Genomic DNA, 20,183 nt, shown 5'->3' with positions numbered 1-20,183 from the left:
CTCAAGCACCATTCTTCCCATCCCCCCCGCTTTTCTTTTCTCGGTCCGGGGGGGGGGTCCCGCCGCCGGGCGGGTGCGGGGCCCCGCGGGGGGGGGGGCGGGTCGGCACCCCGGAATATGGACTGACCGTCCGTCACGCGTGCATGGCTGCGGCCCGGCCTCGGGCCGGGGCAGCGTCTCCCTCCGCGACAGGGTCACGCGGTGCCGAGGGCCGTGCGCAGCGTGTCGGCGGCCTGGTTGATGGCCGCCTCCGCTGCTTGGGTCTCGCGTAGGGCGTTGAGCATGACGAAGTCGTGGATGACGCCCGGGTAACGCGCGGCGGTCACCGGGACGCCGGCTTGGCGGAGTCTGTCGGCGTACGCCTCGCCCTCGTCGCGCAGCACGTCGGCCTCAGCCGTGATGACCAGGGCCGGGGGCAGGCCTTTGAGCTGCTCAGGAGTGGCGCGCAGCGGGGAGGCGGTGATCTCGGCGCGCTGCTCGGCGTCAGGGGTGTACTGGTCCCAGAACCACTGCATGGCGTCCCGGCGCAGGAAGTAGCCGGTGGCGAACTGGTGGTAGGAGTCGGTGTCGAAGCTCGCGTCGGTGACCGGGTAGAACAGCACCTGGTGCACCAGCGGCACATCCCCGCGCTCTTTGGCCATCAGGGTCAGCGCGGCGGACATGTTGCCGCCCACGGAGTCGCCGGCTACGGCTATGCGGGTGGCGTCCAGGTTCTTGGCGGTGCCGTCGGTGACCACCCAGCGAGCGACGGCATAGTTCTGCTCGATGGCGACCGGGTAGCGCACCTCCGGGGAGAGGTCGTACTCGGGGAAGACCACCGCGGCGTTCGCCCCGACGGCCAGTTCGCGCACCAGGCGGTCGTGGGTGTGGGCGTTGCCGAACACCCAGCCCGCGCCGTGAATGTAGATGATCACCGGCAGCGTGCCCTCGATACCGGCCGGCTTGACGATCCGCGCCCGGACACTGCCCGTCGGACCGCCGGAGACGGTGATCCACTCCTCGTCCACCGTCGGCTTCTCGATCTCACCGGACTGCACCTCGTTGACCGCCTTGCGGCCCTCGACGGGCCCGAGGTCGAACAGGTACGGCGGGTTGGCGGTGGCCTCGGCGAAGGCTGCGGCGGCCGGCTCCAGGACCGGACCGGCTGCGGTCTGGGCCATGAGTTTCCACTCCTCACAGGCGATGACGGGCGGCCGACCCGGCCGTCCGGTGGACACGACAGAGACATTAGTGCCCGATTCAATCGTGCGCAACTAAATCGGGCGGCATGCAGTTATGGCGTGGACCAAGGCGCTCGTGCCGCCCCTGTGGCGCGGCGCGCCGGTGCCGCATGACGCGCTCGCGTCCGCCGCGCAGCCTTCGTCCGGCACGCGGCGGAACGCCTCAGGCGGTGTCGGTGTCGTGAGGTGCGCGGTGATGTGTTCTGCGCGGTCAGGCCGGTGATGTCGGCGAGACGGCGCCAGTGGGCCTGGGGCAGGGAAGCGCGCGCTTCAGAGGGGATGATCTGCAGGGCCAGGTGGTCGGCGCCGGCGGTGTGGAACTCGGCCAGCCGGGCGCTGACGGCCTCGTCCGTGCCCCAGGCGACGAGGGTGTCGACCAGGCGGTCGCTGCCCCCGGCGGTGAGATCCTCGTCGGTGAAGCCCAGGCGCTTGAGGTTGGCGGCGTAGTTGGGCAGTTGGAGGTAGTAGGTGAGGAAGCCGCGTGCCGTTTCGCGTGCCCTGGCGGCCTCGCCTTCCAGGACCACGGTGACCTCGGGGGCCAGGAGCGGTTCGTCGCCCAGGACGCCCCGGGCTTCTTCGATGTATTCAGGCGTGACCAGGTAGGGATGGGCGCCGGCGGCCCGGTCGCGGGCCAGGCGCAGCATCCTCGGTCCGAGCGCTGCCAGGATCCGGCGCTGTGCCGGCACGGGTGTGGTGGCGGTGTCGAGGGCGTCGAGGTACTCGACCATCGTGGAGTAGGGCCGCTGGTAGTTCTGGGCCAGCTCTGCGTGACTGGCGCCCAGCCCCAGAAGGAACCGGTCGGGGTGGGCGCGTTCCAGCTCGGCCCGCTGGCGGGCTACCGTGTCGGCGGCCTCGTACCAGATGTTGAGGATTCCGGTGGCCAGCGAAATGTGCTCGGTCGACTCGGCCAGATGCGCCGCGTGGCGCACGCTGCTGTTGCCACCGAGCCAGATGGCGCCGAAGCCGAGTGCCTCCAGTTCCGCCGCCGCGTCACGCACCTGGCCGTGCAGCTCCGGGTCTTCGGAGCGCAGTTCATGGCTGAAGATACCGAAGCGGCCTACGGCGGGTTTCGCTGCCGTGGGGTGTGGGCTGTGCATCGTCTGCTCCTTGCCGGGAAGGCCGGCCCGGTCGTGCTGCGGATTTCTGCGCGCGGATCTTCCCTTCCCGGTCCGGGGCAGACCTTTGCGGGCCGCATGTAAGGAATCGGGCAAACCGGCAGTTGTCGTGAGCCGGCTTGCGCCGGAGTGCCTACTCCTTCGACCGCGCCGGGGTGGCCAAGGGGAGCCCCGTGGCAGGGGAGGGGGCATGGGCAGGCCGGCAACCCAGGCCCGGCCGGGATGCGGCTTACGCGGCCTGGCTGAGAGCCTGGAACTCGGCTTCGCTCAGGGTGATCGGCGTGGCACGGGTGTTCTCCTCGACATGAGACACGCGGGAGGTGCCGGGGATGGGCAGCATCACGGGGGAGCGGTGGAGCAGCCAGGCCAGAGCCAGCTGGGAAGGGCTTGCGCCGTAGGTCTTGGCGAGGGTGTCCAGCGGGCCGCCCGGACGCGCCAGTTGGCCGGTGGCCATCGGGAACCATGGGATGAAGCCCAGGTTCTCCCGCTCGGCGTAGTCCAGTACGTCCTCGGCCTGGCGGTTGGCGAGGTTGTGCAGGTGTCGTGGTGCGGGGCCTGGCGCGGTGGGCGCGTGCGGGCAACGGCAGGTGGGCGGCCCGCCGGGAACCGAGGCGCTCAGCCCTGGGCGGCGATCGGTTCCAGGACGAAGAGGGGGATGTCGCGTCCGGCCTTGGCCCGGTAGTCGGGGAAGAGCGGGTAGGCGGCGTCCGCGCGCTTCCACCACTCGGCCTTCTCCTGGCCATGGACCTCGCGGGCGAACATGTCCTGCTTGACCGCGCGGTCCTGCACCTCGACGAGAGGGTGTGCGACGACGTTGTGGTACCAGGACGGGTGTGCGTGGGCGCCGCCGTTGGAGGCGACCACCGCGTAGGAGCCGTTGTGCTCCACCCGCATCAGGGGCGTCTTGCGGACCTTTCCGGACCGGTGATGCCCATGGACTTCAGGGTGGCCGGTCCGGCGACGCCGTCACCGAGGTGGTGGGCTCCGTGGCCGCCCTGGTGCGGGCGCCGGTGATGCCGTCGGCTGCCCCGGCGTTGTGGGCCAGGCCGTTGACGTCCGTCTGTGCCGGCCGGACAGGAGAGCCGGTTGTCGCGACCGCCGGGCTCGGTGCGGTGATCAGTACGCCGCCCGCGAAGGTGCTGTTCCATGCCGGGCCGGTGCCGCCGTGGCAGCCCCGGTGGTTGACGTGCCAGGGTCCGTGCCAGGTGTACCGGCTCCCGGTGCCGAGGTGGTATTGGTCCGCCAGGATCCGCACCTTGGCGGGGTGGGTGTCGCAGCGGTTGTCCGCGACGGACATGCTCACCTTGGCGCAGTAGTGGCTCTGGAAGGTGAGGGTCGCGCTGCCGCATGCGCCGGAGAAACAGACGTCCCGCCGCTGGCTCGCGGCCTTGACCGAGACGGCGGACGGGTGCGTCCGCGTGTGCGCCTGCCCTTGTCCCTGCGCCTGCGCCTGCGTGGTCCCGGCCAGCCCTGCGCCCAGCGCCACGGCCGCTGTTGCCAGCGCGAGCCGCTGGTGCACGTTCATGATCCGATTCCCTTCTGCGGTGACCGGCCGGATGGGCCAGAGACGCCTGTCCGTGCCGTCTGGCCTCGAACTTTCCGTCCGTGGCACTGAATGGGCAGGCCTCTTCGCCGCCCTGATCAATGCCGCACGGCAGGCCGTGGGGGTGGCCGGGGAGCTGACGGAAGTGCGCGTCGCGGTTTGCGCCTGTGCCGCGGTCGCGCGTAGCTTCGCCAGCCACAGCGCCGCGTCCACGGGGGAGGCGGGCCGGGGAAAGGGACCGCTCATGGCGGGACGCCGCGAGAGCCCGTTGGATCCGAGCGCGGGGCCGGCTGCGCGGTTCGCTGCCGAGTTACGCAAGCTCCGGACGGAGGCTGGGAGTCCGACGTACCGGGTGATGGCGCAGCGCAGCGGGCAGGGGGCGAGCACGCTGTCGCAGGCGGCCGCGGGGGAGCGGCTTCCGACCTTGCCGGTCGTCCTCGCCTACGTCCGTGCATGCGGCGGCGACCTGGGGGAGTGGGAGGAGCGGTGGCGTGAGGCGGCCTCGGAGGCGGCGGCCGAGCCGCGCACCGAGGACGCGAACGCCGAGCCTCCGTACCGGGGACTGGCCCGCTTCGAGCCCGGCGACGCCGACCTGTTCTTCGGCCGTGAGGAGCTCACCGACCGGCTGCTCGAACTGACCCGGTCCCGCCGTCTCATCGCGGTGTTCGGACCTTCCGGCAGCGGCAAGTCCTCCCTTTTGCGCGCCGGCCTCATCCCCCGCCTCAGCACCCCGGACCCGACCGGCCCGCAGCCGGCCGCGCTGCGGGTCCTCACCCCCGGCGAACACCCGCTGCACACACACCACATGCTCCTGACACCGAAGGACGGTGACGGGGACACATGGCTGATCGTGGATCAGTTCGAAGAGCTCTACACCCTGGGCACCGATGCGGGCGAACGTGACGAGTTCATCGACCGTCTCCTGGCCGCCACCGACCCGGCCCGCCGACTGCGCGTCGTGGTCGCGGTACGCGCTGACTTCCTCGGCCGCTGCGCCGAACACCCCCGGCTGACCGCCGCTCTGCAGGACGGCACCGTGCTCGCCGGGCCGATGAGCCGCGACGAACTACGCCAGGCTGTCGTCAGACCAGCACAGGCCGCCGGGCTGATCGTGGAACGCGATCTGACCACCCGTATCCTCGACGAGGTCGAGGGTGAACCCGGGGCGCTGCCGCTGATGTCGCATGCCCTGCTGGAAACCTGGCGGCGCCGCAAGGGCCGAGCCCTCACCCTGGAGGCCTACGAGGCGGTCGGCGGCCTGCACGGTGCCATCGAGCACACCGCCGAAGACATCCACACCCGACTCACGCCGGCTCAGGCCGGCCTCGCCCGTCGGATCCTGTTGCGCCTCGTCACCCCTGGCGAGGGTGCCCCCGACACCCGTAGACCCGCCGGCCGCGAGGAATTCCGCTTCGGCGACCCGACCGACACCGAGACGGTCGTCGAGCAACTGGCCCGGGCCCGGATGCTGACTCTGGACGACGAGCGGGTCGACCTTGCCCACGAGGCACTCATCAGCGCCTGGCCTCGGCTGAGAAGCTGGATCGACACCGATCGTGAGCGGCTGCGTGCCCACCGGCGGCTGACGGAGGCCGCTGCCGCCTGGGACGCGATCGGCCGTGATCCCGGAGCTCTGTACCGGGGCACCCTCCTGGCTGCCGCGGAGGAGGCGTTCCCCGCCCAGGACCGCGAAGAGGACCTGACCGCGCTGGAGCGTGTCTTTCTCTCCGCGGGTCTGGCGGCCCGGCGCCGCGAACGCGCCCGCCCGCGCGTCCTGGCCGCGGTTGTGTCCGTCCTGATCGCGCTGGCCCTGACGGCGGGAGTGATCGCCTGGCAGCAGAACCGGACCAGCAGTGTGCAGCGTACGCAGGCCACGGCCCGTAGGATCGCCGTCCTCGCGGACAGCCTGCGGTACACCGACCCGGTCACGGCCCTGCGCCTCAGCGTCGCCGCCTCGCGGATCGCCGACACGACAGACACCCGTTCCGCCCTCATCGGCGCACTGGCCCAGAAGGAACAAGACACGTTCGCGCCCTCCGGCGACGACGACAGCCAGTACTTCCTCACCGACGACACGCGCACCCTCGTCGCCGCCGGTGGTGACCACGTCGTGCGCTGGGACGTCAGGACGCACCGCAAGACCGGCACCTTCCGCGGCCTGGGGGAGGACCGCATGTACGACGTGCAGGACGTGAGCCCCGACGGGCGCTACCTCCTGCTGCTGGGTACAGATACGCACGTATGGGACATCGTCGCGGGCCGGTACGCCGGGGCCGCCATCCCCCTGCACACCATCAGCTCCGGGGGGTTCGACGCCGGCGGTCACACGCTGGACGTGATCGACAGCTCCGGTGACATCAACCGCGTCCAGGTATGGGACTGGCGACGGCACCGGCTGCTGTTCGAGCGGCGGGGCCGGCAAGTCCGCGGCGTGACCGTCAGCCCCGACGACCGCCTGGCCGCCGTATGTGAGACGGGCCGGCCGATGCAGGTGTGGGACATGGCGCGGCACCACACCCTGCCCACACCCGGCGGACCCAAGGCCACTGAAACCGGCTGCTCCGCCCTCTTCAGCCCCGACAGCCACCAGATCGTCGCCGCCGTGCCCGAGGGAGGGCTCCGGCTGTGGAACCTCCGACAGGACGCCTCCGGCCCGCACAAGGGCTACGACATCCCCACCAGTTTCGGTGACGACGCGGGGGCGGGCTACACCGACATCGCAGACATGGCCTTCAGCCAGGACGGACGTTTCCTGGCGACCGCCAATGACCAGGAGATCCGGCTGTGGCGGCTGTCGGCAGACGCATCCGGCCCCGTCTTCCGCTACTCGCTGCCATCCGGCGGCGACCAACGTCTGGGTCTCATAGGGTCTCTCGGCATGGACCCGGACGGCCCCACGGTCCGCTACCTCACACAGTCCGGAGAAGACTCCGTGACGGGAACCACGGTGCGCACTCTGTCGGTGCGTGACGTGACCGCCCATGGTTGGCGCGACCAACAACGGCAACGGACGCAGTTCAGCCCGGACGGCCGGACACTGGCCACCACGTGGCGCAGCGGACATACGAGCCGCTTCCGTCTGACGGACGCCCGAACCGGCCGCACCCAGGCGGACCTGCCGGGCATACCGTGCCCCATGGACCCGGACGATCCGGGAGACGGTTCCGGGGACTGCGGAGAGCTGATGGCGTTCAGCTCCGACGGCAGCACCTTCGCCTACACGGCCAGTACTGGCGAGGACTCCCGCACCGCACAGCGTGCCACCGTGTGGGACGTGCGCGCCCGCCGCGCCCGCGCGACCCTCGACCTCGGCCGCCCCACCCACGCCCGGGGCGTCGTCAGCGCCATCGCCCTCGGTCCGGACGGCCGCACGCTGTTGGTCTCCCGACTGACGGACGACTTCCACATCGAGTCCTGGGACATCGAACGCGGTGTCAGAACCGGAAGGTCGTTCACCGGCGGAGGAGAGATACTCGCCGTCCGTCCCGACGGCACGTCGATTGCCACCTCGGACGGACATATCGGCAATCTGTCCTCGCAACGCGTCGTCGCCCGACGCCTCGCACCGGACACGACCACGGCACTCGTCTTCAGCCCGGACAGCCGCTACCTGGCCGCCGGCGACCAGTCCGGCCGGGTGACCCTCTGGGACGGCGAGGCCACGCATCGGCTCGCGGTACTGGCCGGCAGTTTCACGGACGCCCGGCAGGACTCCGGCGCAACCGTTCAGTCCCTGGCCTTCTCTTCCGACAGTCGCACCCTCGCCGTGGGAGGTGCCGACGGCACGCTCCACCTATGGGACGTTCCTTCGGGCCAACGACTGGGCTCAGCGCTGCCCGCCGCCGGTGAACCGGTCCTGTCCGTGGGGTTCGACACCGACGGCACAGTGCTGCGCTCGTCGGGCGGGTATGTGCCGCTGCATGCCTATCCCCTCGCCCCGTCCTCGATCGCTGTACGGACCTGTCGCCGTGCCGGAGGCGGACTCACCCGCGCCGAATGGACGGAGTACATCCCGGAACTGCCCTACCGCGCCGTCTGCTGATCGGCCCCCGGAAGCCGGCCCCCGCGCGAAGATGAACAGGCAGAGCCCGGCACGATCGGAGCCCGGCGGATCGGAGTCCGGCACGACCGGATCGTGACGTCGAAGTCCGGTGCAGGCTCCGCGAGATCGTCGACGACCAGGCACCCGCTTCCGCCCACCGCGAGGCCCAGACTGAGCTGATGCCCGTACCGCCGTTGCGGTGGGGGCGAGCCACTGGGGCCGTCGGTGCGGGATCGGTAGAGCAGCACGTGGTGACCGCCTTCGCGTCGTCCTGCGAGCGTTGTCCGACGGGTGGGGGCATCACCGCGTGCGGAAGTGACGAGTGATCAGGGGCCAGGCAGTCACGTGCCTTACGGCTTCCCAGCCTCCCCGTGTCACTCGGACTGCGTTGCCTCCGCCCCATTGTGCCGTGCCTCACGCCCCCTTACTGTTCGACTTTGCCTGAGTTTGTTTGATGCTGATTGCTCAGTCGGTTGGAGGCCGCAGTGCAGAGTGATCGGATCGGTTCAGAGGGCGCGAGACCCGGCCGCCGTCGATGGTGGCGGGCGGTCCTCGCCATGGCCGCGACCGTCGCCCTGTCCACGGGCATGATCGCGCCCGCCACGGCAGGAGACACGGACGGGCAAGCACCCGTCGCCGCGCCCGCCATCAGCCCGCGGGCGCACACGGTGAGTCTCGACGGCTACTCCTTCCTCGTCGACGGCAAGCGCACCTACCTGTGGTCCGGCGAGTTCCACTACTTCCGGCTCCCGAGTCCGGACCTGTGGCGCGACATCTTCCAGAAGATGAAGGCCGCCGGCTTCAACGCCACCTCGCTGTACTTCGACTGGGGATACCACTCGCCGAAGCCGGGTGTGTACGACTTCAGCGGGGTGCGTGACGTCGACAAGCTGCTCGACATGGCCCAGGAGGCCGGGCTCTACGTGATCGCGCGCCCGGCGCCGTACATCAACGCAGAGGTCGACAGCGGCGGCCTGCCGGGCTGGATGACCACCAAGGCCGGGCACAACCGCAGTGACGACCCGCAGTTCCTGAAGTACGCGGACGAGTGGCTGACACAGATCGACCGGATCATCGCCCGCCACCAGATGACCAACGGCACCGGGTCGGTCATCGCCTACCAGGTCGAGAACGAGTACTACAACGGCTCGGCCGCCGGCCGCTCCTACATGCAGCACCTGGAGGACAAGGCCCGCGCCGACGGCATCACGGTACCGCTGACCGGCAACAACAACGGCACCTTCAACTCCGGTACGGGCGGCGCCCTGGACGTCGACGGCCCGGACTCCTACCCGCAGGGCTTCGACTGCTCGAACCCCTCGAAGTGGAACGGCGTCCCCGATATCAGCTACGACCACCCGGCCGGCAAGCCGCTGTACTCGCCGGAGTTCCAGGGCGGCGCCTTCGACCCCTGGGGCGGGCCGGGCTACGACAAGTGCGCCCAGCTGATCAACGATCAGTTCGCCAACATGTTCTACAAGCAGAACATAGCCGTGGGCGCGACCGCCCAGAGCTTCTACATGACCTACGGCGGCACCAACTGGGGCTGGCTGGGCATGCCGCAGAACTACACGTCCTACGACTACGGCGCCGCGATCCGCGAGAACCGCCAGTTGGACCCGAAGTACTACGAGGACAAGCTGATCGGGTACTTCACGCAGTCGGTCGCCCCGCTGACGAAGACCGAAGCGATCAAGGCCGCGCCGCCTGACGACTCGGCGGCCGTCGACACCGCCCGGATGAACCCGGACAGCAAGACGCAGTTCCACGTTCTGCGGCACGGGAACTCCACGTCCACGGCGGTCGACAAGACCCATATCGCCCTGGACTTCAACGCCCAGCCGTCCGCGGACACCAGCTACACCTGGGACGACCCCGACTCCGCGTTGCAGTACACCGGCTCGTGGTCGCACGTGGCCGACCAGAGCTACACCGGCGGCGACTACAAGCACACCGAGTCGTTCTCCAACAAGGCCGGTGACTCGGTCACCGTCCCCTTCGACGGCACGGCGATACGCTGGATCGGGTCGAAGACCGACAACCACGGCCACGCCGACGTCTACCTCGACGGCACCAAGGCGGCGACGGTCGACGACTCCGGCAGCGAGAGCCAGGCAGTGGTCTTCCAGAAGACCGGTCTGACGCCCGGGGCGCACACACTGAAGATCGTCGTCGACGGGACCCACAGCTCGGGCTCCTCGGACAACTACGTGGCCATCGACGCCATCGACGTGCCGACGGCCGCCACCGCGACGTCGACCTACCCGGTCGTTCCCCAGCAGCCGGGCACCGCGATCACGCTCGACGGGCGCGACTCGCACGTGATCGTGGCGAACTACCGGCTCGGGGACGCGCAGTTGCAGTACTCGACGTCGGAGATCATGACCAACGCGACCATCGGCAGCCGCGACGTCGCCGTGCTCTACGGTGACTCCGGGAGCGACGGGGAGACCGTGCTGCGCTACTCCTCCGAGCCTACCGTGACCACCAGCGACGGCACGGCCACGACCACCTGGGACGCGGCCACCGGTGACCTGCGGCTGAACTACACGCACAAGGGCCTGATCCGCGTCAGCATCAGCGGCGGCGGGAAGCGCCCGCTGTTGCTGCTCATCGGCGACAAGGCCACGGCGGAGACCTTCTGGCGTCAGGACACGGCGACCGGCCCGGTGCTCGTGCGCGGCACCCACTTGCTGCGGACGGCCACCAGCCTGGACGGCGGCCACACCGTGGCGCTCACCGGCGACAACGCCGACGACAAGACCATGGAGGTGTTCACCTCCGCCGACCATGTCACCTGGAACGGCAGCGAGTTGGACAGCCGGGCCTCCGGCACAGGAAGCCTCACCGGGAAGATCCCGGTCGCGGCCCCGATCCGGCTGCCGGCGCTGACGAACTGGAAGCATGCCGAGGAATCCCCCGAGGCGGCCCCCGGTTTCGACGACTCCAGCTGGCAGGTGGCCGACAAGACGACCACCAACAGCGTCTCCGGCGTCAACTCGCTGCCGGTGCTCTACGCGGACGACTACGGCTTCCACACCGGTAACACCTGGTACCGCGGCCGCTTCCGCGCCGCCGGCAAGGAGAGGGGCATCCACCTGGTCTCGGACTCCGGCGGCAAGGCGCAGGCGTTCTCCGCCTGGCTCAACGGCACCTTCCTGGGCAGCTCCACGACCGGCAGCGCCGACTTCACCTTCCCGGCCGGTTCGGTCAAGTCGAAGGGCGACAACGTCATCTCCGTGCTCACCGTGAACATGGGGCACGAGGAGGACTACAACTCGACCAACGGCAACAAGACCGCGCGCGGCCTGACCAGCGCCTCCCTCGTCGGGGCGCCGCTGACTTCCGTCACCTGGCGGCTGCAGGGCGTACGGGGTGGCGAGGGCCTGCAGGACACAGTGCGGGGCCCGCTCTCGACGGGCGGCCTGTACGGCGAGCGGGCGGGCTGGTCCCTGCCGGGCTACCCGGACGGCAACTGGAAGCGGGTGTCCCTGCCGACGACCGACACCCGCCCCGGGGTCTCGTGGTACCGCAGCGACGTCAACCTGGACCTGCCGCGCGGCCAGGACACCTCGCTCGGGCTGACGTTCGCCGACGACCCGTCACGCAAGTACCGTGCCACGATCTTCGTGAACGGCTGGCAGGTCGGCAACTACGTCAACTACCTCGGCCCGCAGAGCACTTTCCCGGTGCCCAACGGGATCCTGAATCCGAACGGCCGGAACAGCATCGCCATCGTCGTGTGGAACCTGGACGGCAGCACCGGCGGGCTCGGTAAGGTCTCGCTCACCAACTACGGCAGCTATGCCTCGTCCCTGGGTGTCGCCCAGAACGACAGCCCCCGCTACGACCAGCGGACGTACGCGATGCCGAAGCGTCCGGGAGCGGATGTCACCTTGGACGTGCCGAACACCGTTCAGTCAGGACAACCCTTCACGGCCGAGGCGACGGTGCGGTTGCCGAAGGACAAACCGTCCGCGTCCCGGCTGACGGCCTCGCTCTCCGCGCCCGACGGCTGGAGCGTGAGTGCCACGAGCCCCCTGTCCGTCAAGCGCCTGCACCCGGGCGGATCCGCCGTCTTCACCTGGAGGGTGCAGCCACCGACCGGGGAGCTGCCCTCCTCCTCGGCCCTCACCGCCACGGTGCACTACCGGCAGCACGGACGACAGGCTGCCGACGGTGACGAGCGCATCGTCGGCGGGATCCCGCCGGCTCCGCCGGCCGGGAAGAACGCGGTGAGCGACCTGCCGTTCCTGTCGTCCACCAACGGGTGGGGTCCGGTGGAGCGTGACAGCAGCGTCGGCGAGCAGGCGGCCGGGGACGGCCGTCCGATCAGTATCGCCGGTGTCGGCTACCCGAAGGGTCTGGGCACCAACTCGGTCAGCGACGTCGAGCTCTACCTCGCCGGAAAGTGCTCGCGGATGACGGCGGACGTCGGTGTCGACGACGAGACCGGTGGCGCGGGAACGGTGACGTTCTCCGTGATCGCCGACGGCAAGACCTTGGTCACCACGCCGACGATCCGGGGCAGACAGGCCGCGGTGCCGATCGATGTCGACGTCAGCGGCGTGCAGGTGGTCGACCTCAAGGTCGGTGATGCCGGCGACGGCAACGGCAACGACCACGGGGACTGGGGCACGCCGACGCTGACGTGCGGCTAGGACGTATCTCTGTGGCGGGATGGCCAGTTGACCGGATGTGTCCGTCCGGTCAGTGATCACTGATGCGATGGGGGACCGGATCGAGCCGCTGATACCGGCCGATCCGGTCCGTGCACGAACGCCTGCGGCACAGTGGCTCTGCGCGAGACGACCAAGGGGAGGCGCGGCTTTGGCGGCGGAGTTGAACGAGCAGTGCGGCGGCGGCTTGAGGAGTCGAACTTCTGGTACGTGGCCACGGTGACGCCGGACGGGGCGCCGCATGTCACGCCGATGTGGGTGGGGCTGGAGGACGGGCTGATCGTCTTCAACACCTCGGTCGGTCGGCCGGATCAAGGAGGAGAACCTCCGCAACGACGTCCGGATCCATCTCTCGCACGCCGACGCCGAGAACCCCTACGACCGGGTGCAGATCTCCGGCCGCGCGGTACGTTTCGTGGAGGGCGAGGAGGCCGAGCGTGGCATGGACCGGCTGGCCCGCAAGTACCTGGGCCTGGACGGCTACCCCTGGCTGATCGAAGGCGAGCAGCGGGTACACGTCCTGGTCGAGCCGGAGCGGGTGCGCCGCATCATCGGCGTCGAACCGTTCCGGCCGGGAGTCATCCCTTCCTGAAGCTGACAGGGCCGTTCCTGCCCGCTCGCAGGTGCCGTCCGTCGCACCCCTCTCTGTTCTCGACGCCCCGGCGCGCGACGAATCGACGAGATGAACACCGGCCCACCCTGACTTGGCGGGAGTGCAGCCGCTGCCGGGGGAAACTCTCCTGGTCGGTCAGCCGCTGTCACGGAGAGCGTGGTGCAACCCGTTCTCCAGCAGCGTGAACGCGTGTTCCGCGTCAGCCACCGCACCCGCGTAGCGCTCGTCCGCCGGTTCCCCGTACGCCAGGCGTCCGGCGTTGTCCTGTGCCAGTGCCCACTGGACCGCGACGATCTGGACGGCGGCGAGCCGCGCCGTGAGTTCCGGGGTGGCGGCCGTCGCCTGCAGTGCCTCGGCAAGAGCGTGCCCGGCGCCGGCCTTGAACCGTTCCATCCGGGCCACCAGCGAGGGCGTGTCGAGGATCATCCGAGTGAGCCTGCGGATGTGCGGATGGTCGTTCAGCCCGGTGATCGGGTCCCGCTCGCGCAGCCCCTGGAGGAAGTGCTCGCGCAGCGCGGTCAGCGGGGCGGTGCCGGGCGGGCGGGCCCGCACGACGCGTGCGGCTTCGGTCTCGTGGTCGGCGAGGCGCTGCACCACGAGGTCTTCCTTCGCCGGGAAGTAGGCGAAGAGCGTGCGCTTGGACACCTCGGCCGCCTCGGCCACCTGAGCCACCGAGACCTGGTGGAAGCCGTGTTCGAGGAACAGTGCGATCGCCGCGTCGGAGATCGCTGCGCGGGTCCGCTGCTTCTTGCGTTCCCGCAGCCCTGGCTTGTCGTCCACGGCGTCCACCGTAGCAGAGAGCTGCCCTGAGTGAATTTCTGCATCTGGTATACATTTACTCCCGGTCGAGAAATGAGGGAGTGATGGTGTTGACGGAGAGCGCAGCCGAGGTCGTCGTCGCGGGCGCCGGCCCGACCGGACTGATGCTGGCCTGCGAACTGGCCCTGGCCGGGGTCGAGACCCTGGTGCTGGAGAAGCTGCCCCAGCGCATCGAGCAGGTGAAGGGCGGCGGGGTCCAGCCGCGTACCGCCGAGCTGCTGGAGTCGCGCGGGCTGCTGGAGCCGTTGCGGAAGCGGGCCCTGTCGCGTGAACCGGTGGGCGGGCATTTCGCGTTCCTGCCCGTGCCCTTGGACTGCACACCCTGGCGTACCAGGCATCCTTACCCGCTCTCGATCCCTCAGTGGCAGATCGAGGAGGTGCTCGAGGAGCGGGCGATCGCCGCCGGTGTGCGGGTGCTGCGGGGCACCGCTGTCTCGGGGGTCGAGACGGACGATGACGGTGTGGTCGTGACGGCGGGCGGTCTGCGGGTGCGGGCCCACTATCTGGTGGCGTGCGACGGCGGCCACAGTACGGTGCGGAAACTGCTCGGGCTGCCGTTTCCCGGCAGGCCCGGGACGCATGAGGCGGTGCTGGCCGACATCCGCCTGTCCGTCGTATCGCCGCTGGTGCCGCAGCAGATGGGGCACATCAGCACCCTGACCCGTCATGGGGGCGGTTACTGGTCCATGCTCGTCCCCCTCGGTGGCGACCGGTACCGCATCACCTTCGGAAGTGAGGATCAGGCGGAGACCGCCCGCGACACCCCTGTCACCTCTGAGGAGATCACTGCTGCCCTGCATGCCGTGTACGGCCCGGAGACCACCCTCGGCGCCGTGGACAACTCCTCGCGGTTCAGCGACGCCACCCGGCAGCTGGAGCAGTATCGCGTGGGCCGGGTCCTGTTCGGGGGCGATGCCGCGCACATCCACCCGCCGCTGGGCGGCCAGGGGCTCAACCTCGGCATACAGGACGCGTTCAACCTCGGCTGGAAACTGGCCGCGGTCATTCAGGACCGGGCGCCGAGCGGTCTGCTGGACAGCTACCACGCCGAACGGCATCCGGCCGGAGCCCAGGTGTTGCATCACACGTCGGCGCAGAGGGTTCTGGCCAGTCCGAACCCGACCGAGGACGTGGCCAACCTGCGTGACATCGTCACCGACCTGCTGCGGCTGCCCGACACCAACCGCCATCTCGCAGGGCTGATGTCCGGCCTCTCGCTGCGCTACGAGCTGCCCGGGGAGCATCCGCTGACCGGACAGCGCATGCCGGACACGGAGCTGGTCACCGAAGCCGGCCCCACTCGCATGTCGGCGCTCTTCGGCTCGGGGCACGCCGTCCTGCTCGACCTGGCCGAAATCGTCCCGGCCGGGCTCCGGCTCCCGCCGCGTGTGGACGTCGTCCGCGCCGTACGCACCGAGGATGTGGGCGCTGCCGCCGTGCTCATCCGCCCCGACGGCTACGTCTGTTGGGCCGCGGACACCACCGCCGCCTGCGACGACACCCTGCTCGCCGCGATCGCGGACGGCCTTGCGAGGGTGGACTGAGCCGGGCGCCTGTCACGGCCTGACGGACGTAAAAGGGAGGGCGGAGCGTCGGTGACAGGCCCTCAGACGCCGCACCTCACTGTGCCGGTGATCCCAGCCGACGCCGCCCTCCGCAGTAACCGCTCTGCGGTCCGCGTGGACGTGGCGGCGGTTTCTGTCCGGAAATACGCGGGGTCCCGCACCCGTTGGCGCATTACGTTCGGTCCATGAAGCGGCACACCAGGAGGCCTACCAGGCTGGGATCGCGGCGGGACCGGCGGTGGCTGGGGCCGTTGGCCATCGGGCTTGCGGGGCTCGCACTCATCGCCGTGGGTGTGGTGCTGAGCGCCGGCCCCCGTGTCGAACAGCGGGCGTTCGAGCGCGCACCGTACTGCGCGACTCCTCCGCCGGCTGATACGAGTCATTGCAGACTGCGGCTCTCGATGACCGTCGTCGCCCGGTCCACCTACACCACCCAGGACCCGGATCCCCCGGATCCGCCGAACCCCCCGCCGGCGCCGCCCCCGCCGGCAGGCCCCCCGCTGTACGGTGTCGGACCGTATGTCTGTGTGCTTCGTGGCCGAATTACCGCGGCCGGCCTCCCCTTCTTCGCAGCACCGCCGGCACTGACCTGCGGATCGGCCCCGTCCCCGGCGCGCGACGAGGCCCTGTCGTCGGCGGAAGGGGCCCGCCGGGGCGTGCGTGCCGCTGCTGCACAGTCTGACGTCGGGTTTCCTCACCCTGCGTCCCCGGCGGGCCTGCGGATCGCTGCAGCATCGGCGACCACGCACTACGAGATCACCGTGCGCACGGCAGACGGGCGGCGCCGCAAGTTCGAGGTCGAGCAGGATTTCTACCAGGTGGCCAAGCCCGGGGCCGTTGGCACGGTGGAGATATGGCACGGCCGTCTGCTGCGGCTGCGGATCGGCTCGCACGTCGACGAGCAGTACCCCCTGCGGTGGACGATCCCGTACGTGATCATCCTTGTCGGCGTGGGGTTTCTCGTCTACCCGGGGTACCGCCTCATCCGGTCGTTGTTCGACGCCGTCCGATGGCGTCGCACGGTTCGCCGTCTGAGCCGATGACCTTCGAAGAGGAGCCCGGAGCCGTGGCGGCCCAGCCCTGACCGCTGCCGATGCCGGCCGCTCGCTCCGCGGGGCTCATGCTCCTCCGGGGGCCCCCGACGTGCGTCCGGACACCTCCTTCGAAACTTTCGGCATCACCGTCGCAGCATCGATCCCCGTCGCGGGCGCGGCGGTGCTGCTGCGGACGACCAGGCTGGTGGCCAGCTCCACCCGCGTCGCCACCGGCGACGGCTCCTCCCGCCCGAGGTCGAGCACCAGCTTGGCCGCCGCCTCCGCCATCTCCGTCAGCGGCTGGCGCACGGTGGTCAGCGGCGGCCCCACCCAGCGTGCCACCGGCAGATCATCGAAACCGACCACGCTCAGGTCCTCGGGGATGCGCAGCCCCAGCTCGCGGGCCGCCTCGTACAGGCCGAGCGCCTGCAGATCGTTGCCCGCGAAGACCGCGGTGGGCCGGTCGGGCCTGCGCAGCAGATCCAGGCCGAGCCGGTAGCCGGCCTCGTGGTGGAAGTCGCCGGTCAGGACGAGCGAGGGGTCGACCGGCAGGCCCGCCGTCTCCAGCGCGGCCCGGTAGCCGTCCACCCGGGCCCGGCTGCACATCATCCGTGAGGGACCGCTCAGCGCGCCGATACGGGTGTGCCCCAGCTCGACCAGGTGCCGGGTGGCGGCGAGGCCCCCCTGCCAGTTGGTGGCCCCGATCGACGGCACGTCCGCGCCCGGGTCGCCGGCCGGATCCATCACCACGAACGGGATCGACCTGCTGGTCAGCAGCGCGCGCTGCGGCTCGTCGAGGTCGGACAGCACCAGGACGACTCCGTGCGGCCGGCGAGCGGCGACCTGGTCGGCCCAGGTCCGCCCGGGGGTGAGCCGGCCCGCGCTCTCGGAGAGCACCACGCTCAGGCCCGCCTCCCGCGCCACGTTCTCCACTCCCCGGATGACCTCCATCGCCCAGGCGCTCTCCAACTCGTGGAAGACCACGTCGATCAGCGGCGAGCGGGTCGCCTCGGTGCGCCGGCGCCGGTAGCCGTGTGTGCGCAGCAACTCCTCGACGCGGCTGCGGGTCGCCGGGGCGACGTCCGCCCGCCCGTTGAGGACCTTCGAAACAGTCGGAGCCGACACGCCGGCCGCACGGGCGATCTCGGCGAGTGTGGCGGTCTGCGTTTCCACGGGCTTCGCAGGGTTCATGCCCGTGATCGTATCCCTGCGCACCCCCTTGACGAACCCCCTTGCCGGGCCTACGTTCCCGGAACATTCGGAGCTCCATTCGAAATATTCGGGAGAGGTTCCTGTCACATGGAGTCCTACAGCAGGCGCTGGTTCCTCGGCGCCGGCGCCACCACCCTGATCTCGGCCGCCGGTCTCACCGCCTGCGGCTCCGGCGGGGGTTCCGGCAGCGGCGGCACGATCACGGCACTGGTCTACGGCGACGACGCGGTCAAGGTGCAGGTGAAGGCCGTGAACCGGTTCAACGCCTCGGCGGCGGCCAAGAAGGCCAAGGGCGAGGTCAAGCTGCAGAAGGTGCCCGGCTCGGAGTACCCGGCCAAGCTGCGTACGGCGATGGGCTCGCCCCATGCGCCGGACGTGTTCTTCAACTGGGGCGGCGGTTCGATCAAGGCCTACAAGGACGCCGGACAGCTGGTCGACCTCACCGACACGATCGCGTCCGACCCGGTCCTCAAGTCCGGGTTCCTGCCCTCTGTGCTGGCCGCGGGCGCGCTGAACGGCCACAACTACGGCATCCCGATGCGCGGCATGCAGCCCGTGATCCTCTTCTACAACAAGACCCTGTTCGCCGAGCGTGGACTCCAACCGCCCACCGGCTGGGACCAGTTGCTCGACGTGAACGCCAAGCTGAAGAAAGCGGGCATCACCCCGTTCGCGCTCGGCGGCGCGGACATCTGGCCCGAGTTGATGTGGCTGGAGTACCTGGTCGACCGCATCGGCGGCCCCGGGGTCTTCGACGAGATCAAGAACGGCGACTCCGCCGGCTGGGGCGACCCGGCGGTCCTCAAGGCCGCCGAGACCGTCCGGCAGCTCATCGACGACGGGGCCTTCGGCAAAGGGTTCAACTCGGTGTCCTACGTCAACGGCGGCGCCCCCGCGGTCTTTGCCAAGGGCAAGGCTGCGATGCACCTGATGGGGTCGTGGGAGTACTCCACGCAGCTCGGCAAGTTCCCGGACTTCGCCAGGAAGGACCTGGGCTGGTGCGCCTTCCCGAAGGTCGACGGCGGGGCCGGTGACATCCGCAACGTCGTCGGCAACCCGACCAACTACTGGTCCGTGAACGCCCGTACGTCCAACAAGGACGCCGCGCTCGCCTTCCTGCGGGACTGCGCCTCCGAGGCGTACGCCAAGGATCTGGTGGCCAACGGCGACATCCCGACCACGTCGAACGCGGAGAAGCTGCTGGGCTCGTCCCCCAACCCCGAGTTCGCCACGTTCCAGTACCGCATGGTGCAGCAGGCACCCGCGTTCACGCTCAGCTGGGACCAGGCGGTCGACCCGAGTGTCTCGACGCCGATGCTGACCGAGGTCAACAAGCTGTTCGTGGGCAAGTCGACACCCGCCCAGTTCGTCTCCGCCGTCAAGGGGCTGAAGTGAGCGGCGCGTTCACCGCGCGGGCCGCGCGGCCCGGACGGGCCGCCCGGCCCGGGACGCGCGGCCGGGGCACCCGCGGCACGGCGACGGGAACGCGGGCCGGCCGCCCGCACGTCGTCTGGGTCCTGCCGGGCGTGCTGTTCTTCGCCTTCTTCGCCGTCGTCCCGATGGCCCTCGCGTTCTGTCTTTCCTTCACCCGGTGGAACGGCCTGGGCGACCCGCAGCCCGTCGGCCTCGCCAACTGGCGCAAGCTGCTGTCCGACGACCGCCTGACCCAGTCCCTCACCGTCACCGTCCTGCTCACCGTCGTCAGCTGGGCGTTCCAGACGGTGGTCTCCCTGCTGCTCGGCGTGTGGGCGGCGGGCCGCCAGCGCAACCGCGCCGTGCTGTCGGCCGTCTTCTTCGTACCGTTCCTGCTGTCCTCGACGGCGATCTCGCTGCTGTTCTACGCCCTGCTCGACCCGAACTTCGGCATCGTCCACGAAGACACCCTCGGCTCCACCAGCGGCGCCTTTCTCGCCATCGTGTTCGTGGGCGGCTGGCAGTTCACCCCCTTCCACACCCTGATCTACCAGGGCGGGGCACGGCAGATACCGGAGGTCCTCTACCAGGCGGCCGCCATCGACGGCGCCGGCCGCCTGCGCCAGTTCTTCTCGATCACGCTTCCGCAGCTGCGCCACACGGCCACGACGTCCGGTGTCCTCATGGTCGTCGGCTCACTGACGTACTTCGAGACGGTACTGATCCTCACCCAGGGCGGCCCCGGCTCGGACACCGCGATCCTGCCGTACCTGATGTACGAGGCGGGCTTCAAGAGCTACGACTTCGGCTACGCCAGCGCCATCGCGTCCTTCCTGGTCGTGGCCGCCACGGCGCTGTCGCTGCTGCTGGTGCGGCTGACCGGCTTCGGCGCGATGAGCAGCGTCCGGGAAGGGATGTGACCCCGTGT

11 protein-coding genes and 3 pseudogenes are annotated in these 20,183 nt (G+C 70.1%); 7 read left to right on the top strand and 7 right to left on the bottom strand.

Features of this window, described 5'->3' with window-relative positions:
• Nucleotides 1-194 precede the first annotated feature (194 nt).
• The 5 genes and pseudogenes from AB0L95_RS25550 to AB0L95_RS25530 form a co-directional block, all read right to left on the bottom strand.
• Nucleotides 195-1,160: an alpha/beta hydrolase gene (locus AB0L95_RS25550; protein ID WP_365164871.1), complete on the bottom strand. Its 966-nt coding sequence runs from the start codon at nt 1,158-1,160 to the stop codon at nt 195-197.
• A gap of 113 nt (nt 1,161-1,273) precedes the next feature.
• Nucleotides 1,274-2,317 carry an LLM class F420-dependent oxidoreductase gene (locus AB0L95_RS25545; protein WP_365164868.1) on the bottom strand — a complete coding sequence of 348 codons (1,044 nt, stop codon included), beginning with the start codon at nt 2,315-2,317 and terminating at the stop codon, nt 1,274-1,276.
• Nucleotides 2,318-2,564: 247 nt separating this feature from the next.
• Nucleotides 2,565-2,885: pseudogene (locus AB0L95_RS25540) on the bottom strand (aldo/keto reductase); the annotation flags it as partial.
• A 65-nt stretch (nt 2,886-2,950) separates the two neighbouring features.
• Nucleotides 2,951-3,259, bottom strand: a pseudogene (locus AB0L95_RS25535) (nitroreductase family deazaflavin-dependent oxidoreductase); the annotation flags it as partial.
• Nucleotides 3,260-3,275: 16 nt separating this feature from the next.
• Entirely contained in the window at nt 3,276-3,860 is a 585-nt protein-coding gene (locus tag AB0L95_RS25530; RefSeq protein WP_365164866.1) for a hypothetical protein, read from the bottom strand.
• 373 nt (nt 3,861-4,233) lie between these two features.
• Here AB0L95_RS25530 and AB0L95_RS25525 point away from each other — a divergent pair, with 373 nt between their 5' ends.
• The 3 genes and pseudogenes from AB0L95_RS25525 (at nt 4,234) to AB0L95_RS25515 (ending at nt 13,191) form a co-directional block, all read left to right on the top strand.
• Nucleotides 4,234-7,920 carry a hypothetical protein gene (locus AB0L95_RS25525; RefSeq protein WP_365164863.1) on the top strand — a complete coding sequence of 1,229 codons (3,687 nt, stop codon included), beginning with the start codon at nt 4,234-4,236 and terminating at the stop codon, nt 7,918-7,920.
• Nucleotides 7,921-8,405: 485 nt separating this feature from the next.
• The gene (locus AB0L95_RS25520) at nt 8,406-12,581 is read left to right on the top strand and encodes a beta-galactosidase (RefSeq protein ID WP_365164861.1); all 4,176 of its coding nucleotides are present in this window, start codon (nt 8,406-8,408) and stop codon (nt 12,579-12,581) included.
• 192 nt (nt 12,582-12,773) lie between these two features.
• Nucleotides 12,774-13,191, top strand: a pseudogene (locus AB0L95_RS25515) (TIGR03618 family F420-dependent PPOX class oxidoreductase).
• 156 nt (nt 13,192-13,347) lie between these two features.
• Here AB0L95_RS25515 and AB0L95_RS25510 read toward each other — a convergent pair.
• Complete coding sequence (locus tag AB0L95_RS25510) at nt 13,348-13,992, bottom strand: TetR family transcriptional regulator (RefSeq protein ID WP_365164859.1); 645 nt, start codon at nt 13,990-13,992, stop codon at nt 13,348-13,350.
• 83 nt (nt 13,993-14,075) lie between these two features.
• Between AB0L95_RS25510 and AB0L95_RS25505 the strand changes: the two genes are divergently transcribed.
• Together AB0L95_RS25505 and AB0L95_RS25500 are read left to right on the top strand one after the other, a co-directional pair.
• Nucleotides 14,076-15,575 carry an FAD-dependent oxidoreductase gene (locus AB0L95_RS25505; RefSeq protein ID WP_365164856.1) on the top strand — a complete coding sequence of 500 codons (1,500 nt, stop codon included), beginning with the start codon at nt 14,076-14,078 and terminating at the stop codon, nt 15,573-15,575.
• A 782-nt stretch (nt 15,576-16,357) separates the two neighbouring features.
• A complete protein-coding gene (locus AB0L95_RS25500; RefSeq protein WP_365164854.1) occupies nt 16,358-16,639 on the top strand; it encodes a hypothetical protein in 282 nt (93 codons plus the stop codon).
• A 75-nt stretch (nt 16,640-16,714) separates the two neighbouring features.
• Here the strand turns inward: AB0L95_RS25500 and AB0L95_RS25495 are convergent, their stop codons facing one another.
• Nucleotides 16,715-17,821: a LacI family DNA-binding transcriptional regulator gene (locus AB0L95_RS25495; RefSeq protein ID WP_365164851.1), complete on the bottom strand. Its 1,107-nt coding sequence runs from the start codon at nt 17,819-17,821 to the stop codon at nt 16,715-16,717.
• A 108-nt stretch (nt 17,822-17,929) separates the two neighbouring features.
• On the opposite strand from AB0L95_RS25495, the gene AB0L95_RS25490 reads away from it, so the two are divergent.
• Both AB0L95_RS25490 and AB0L95_RS25485 read left to right on the top strand, forming a co-directional pair.
• Nucleotides 17,930-19,237 (top strand): extracellular solute-binding protein, encoded by a 1,308-nt coding sequence (locus tag AB0L95_RS25490; RefSeq protein WP_365164849.1) that lies wholly within the window; start codon nt 17,930-17,932, stop codon nt 19,235-19,237.
• 122 nt (nt 19,238-19,359) lie between these two features.
• Nucleotides 19,360-20,175, top strand: coding sequence for a sugar ABC transporter permease (locus AB0L95_RS25485; protein WP_365164893.1), 816 nt, complete (start codon nt 19,360-19,362; stop codon nt 20,173-20,175).
• Nucleotides 20,176-20,183 lie beyond the last annotated feature (8 nt).

The sequence above is a fragment of the Streptomyces sp. NPDC052036 genome (genome assembly GCF_040680495.1).
GTDB lineage: Bacteria > Actinomycetota > Actinomycetes > Streptomycetales > Streptomycetaceae > Streptomyces.
The sequence above is the reverse complement of the archived record's forward strand: the minus strand, read 5'-3'. Positions and strand labels throughout refer to the sequence as shown.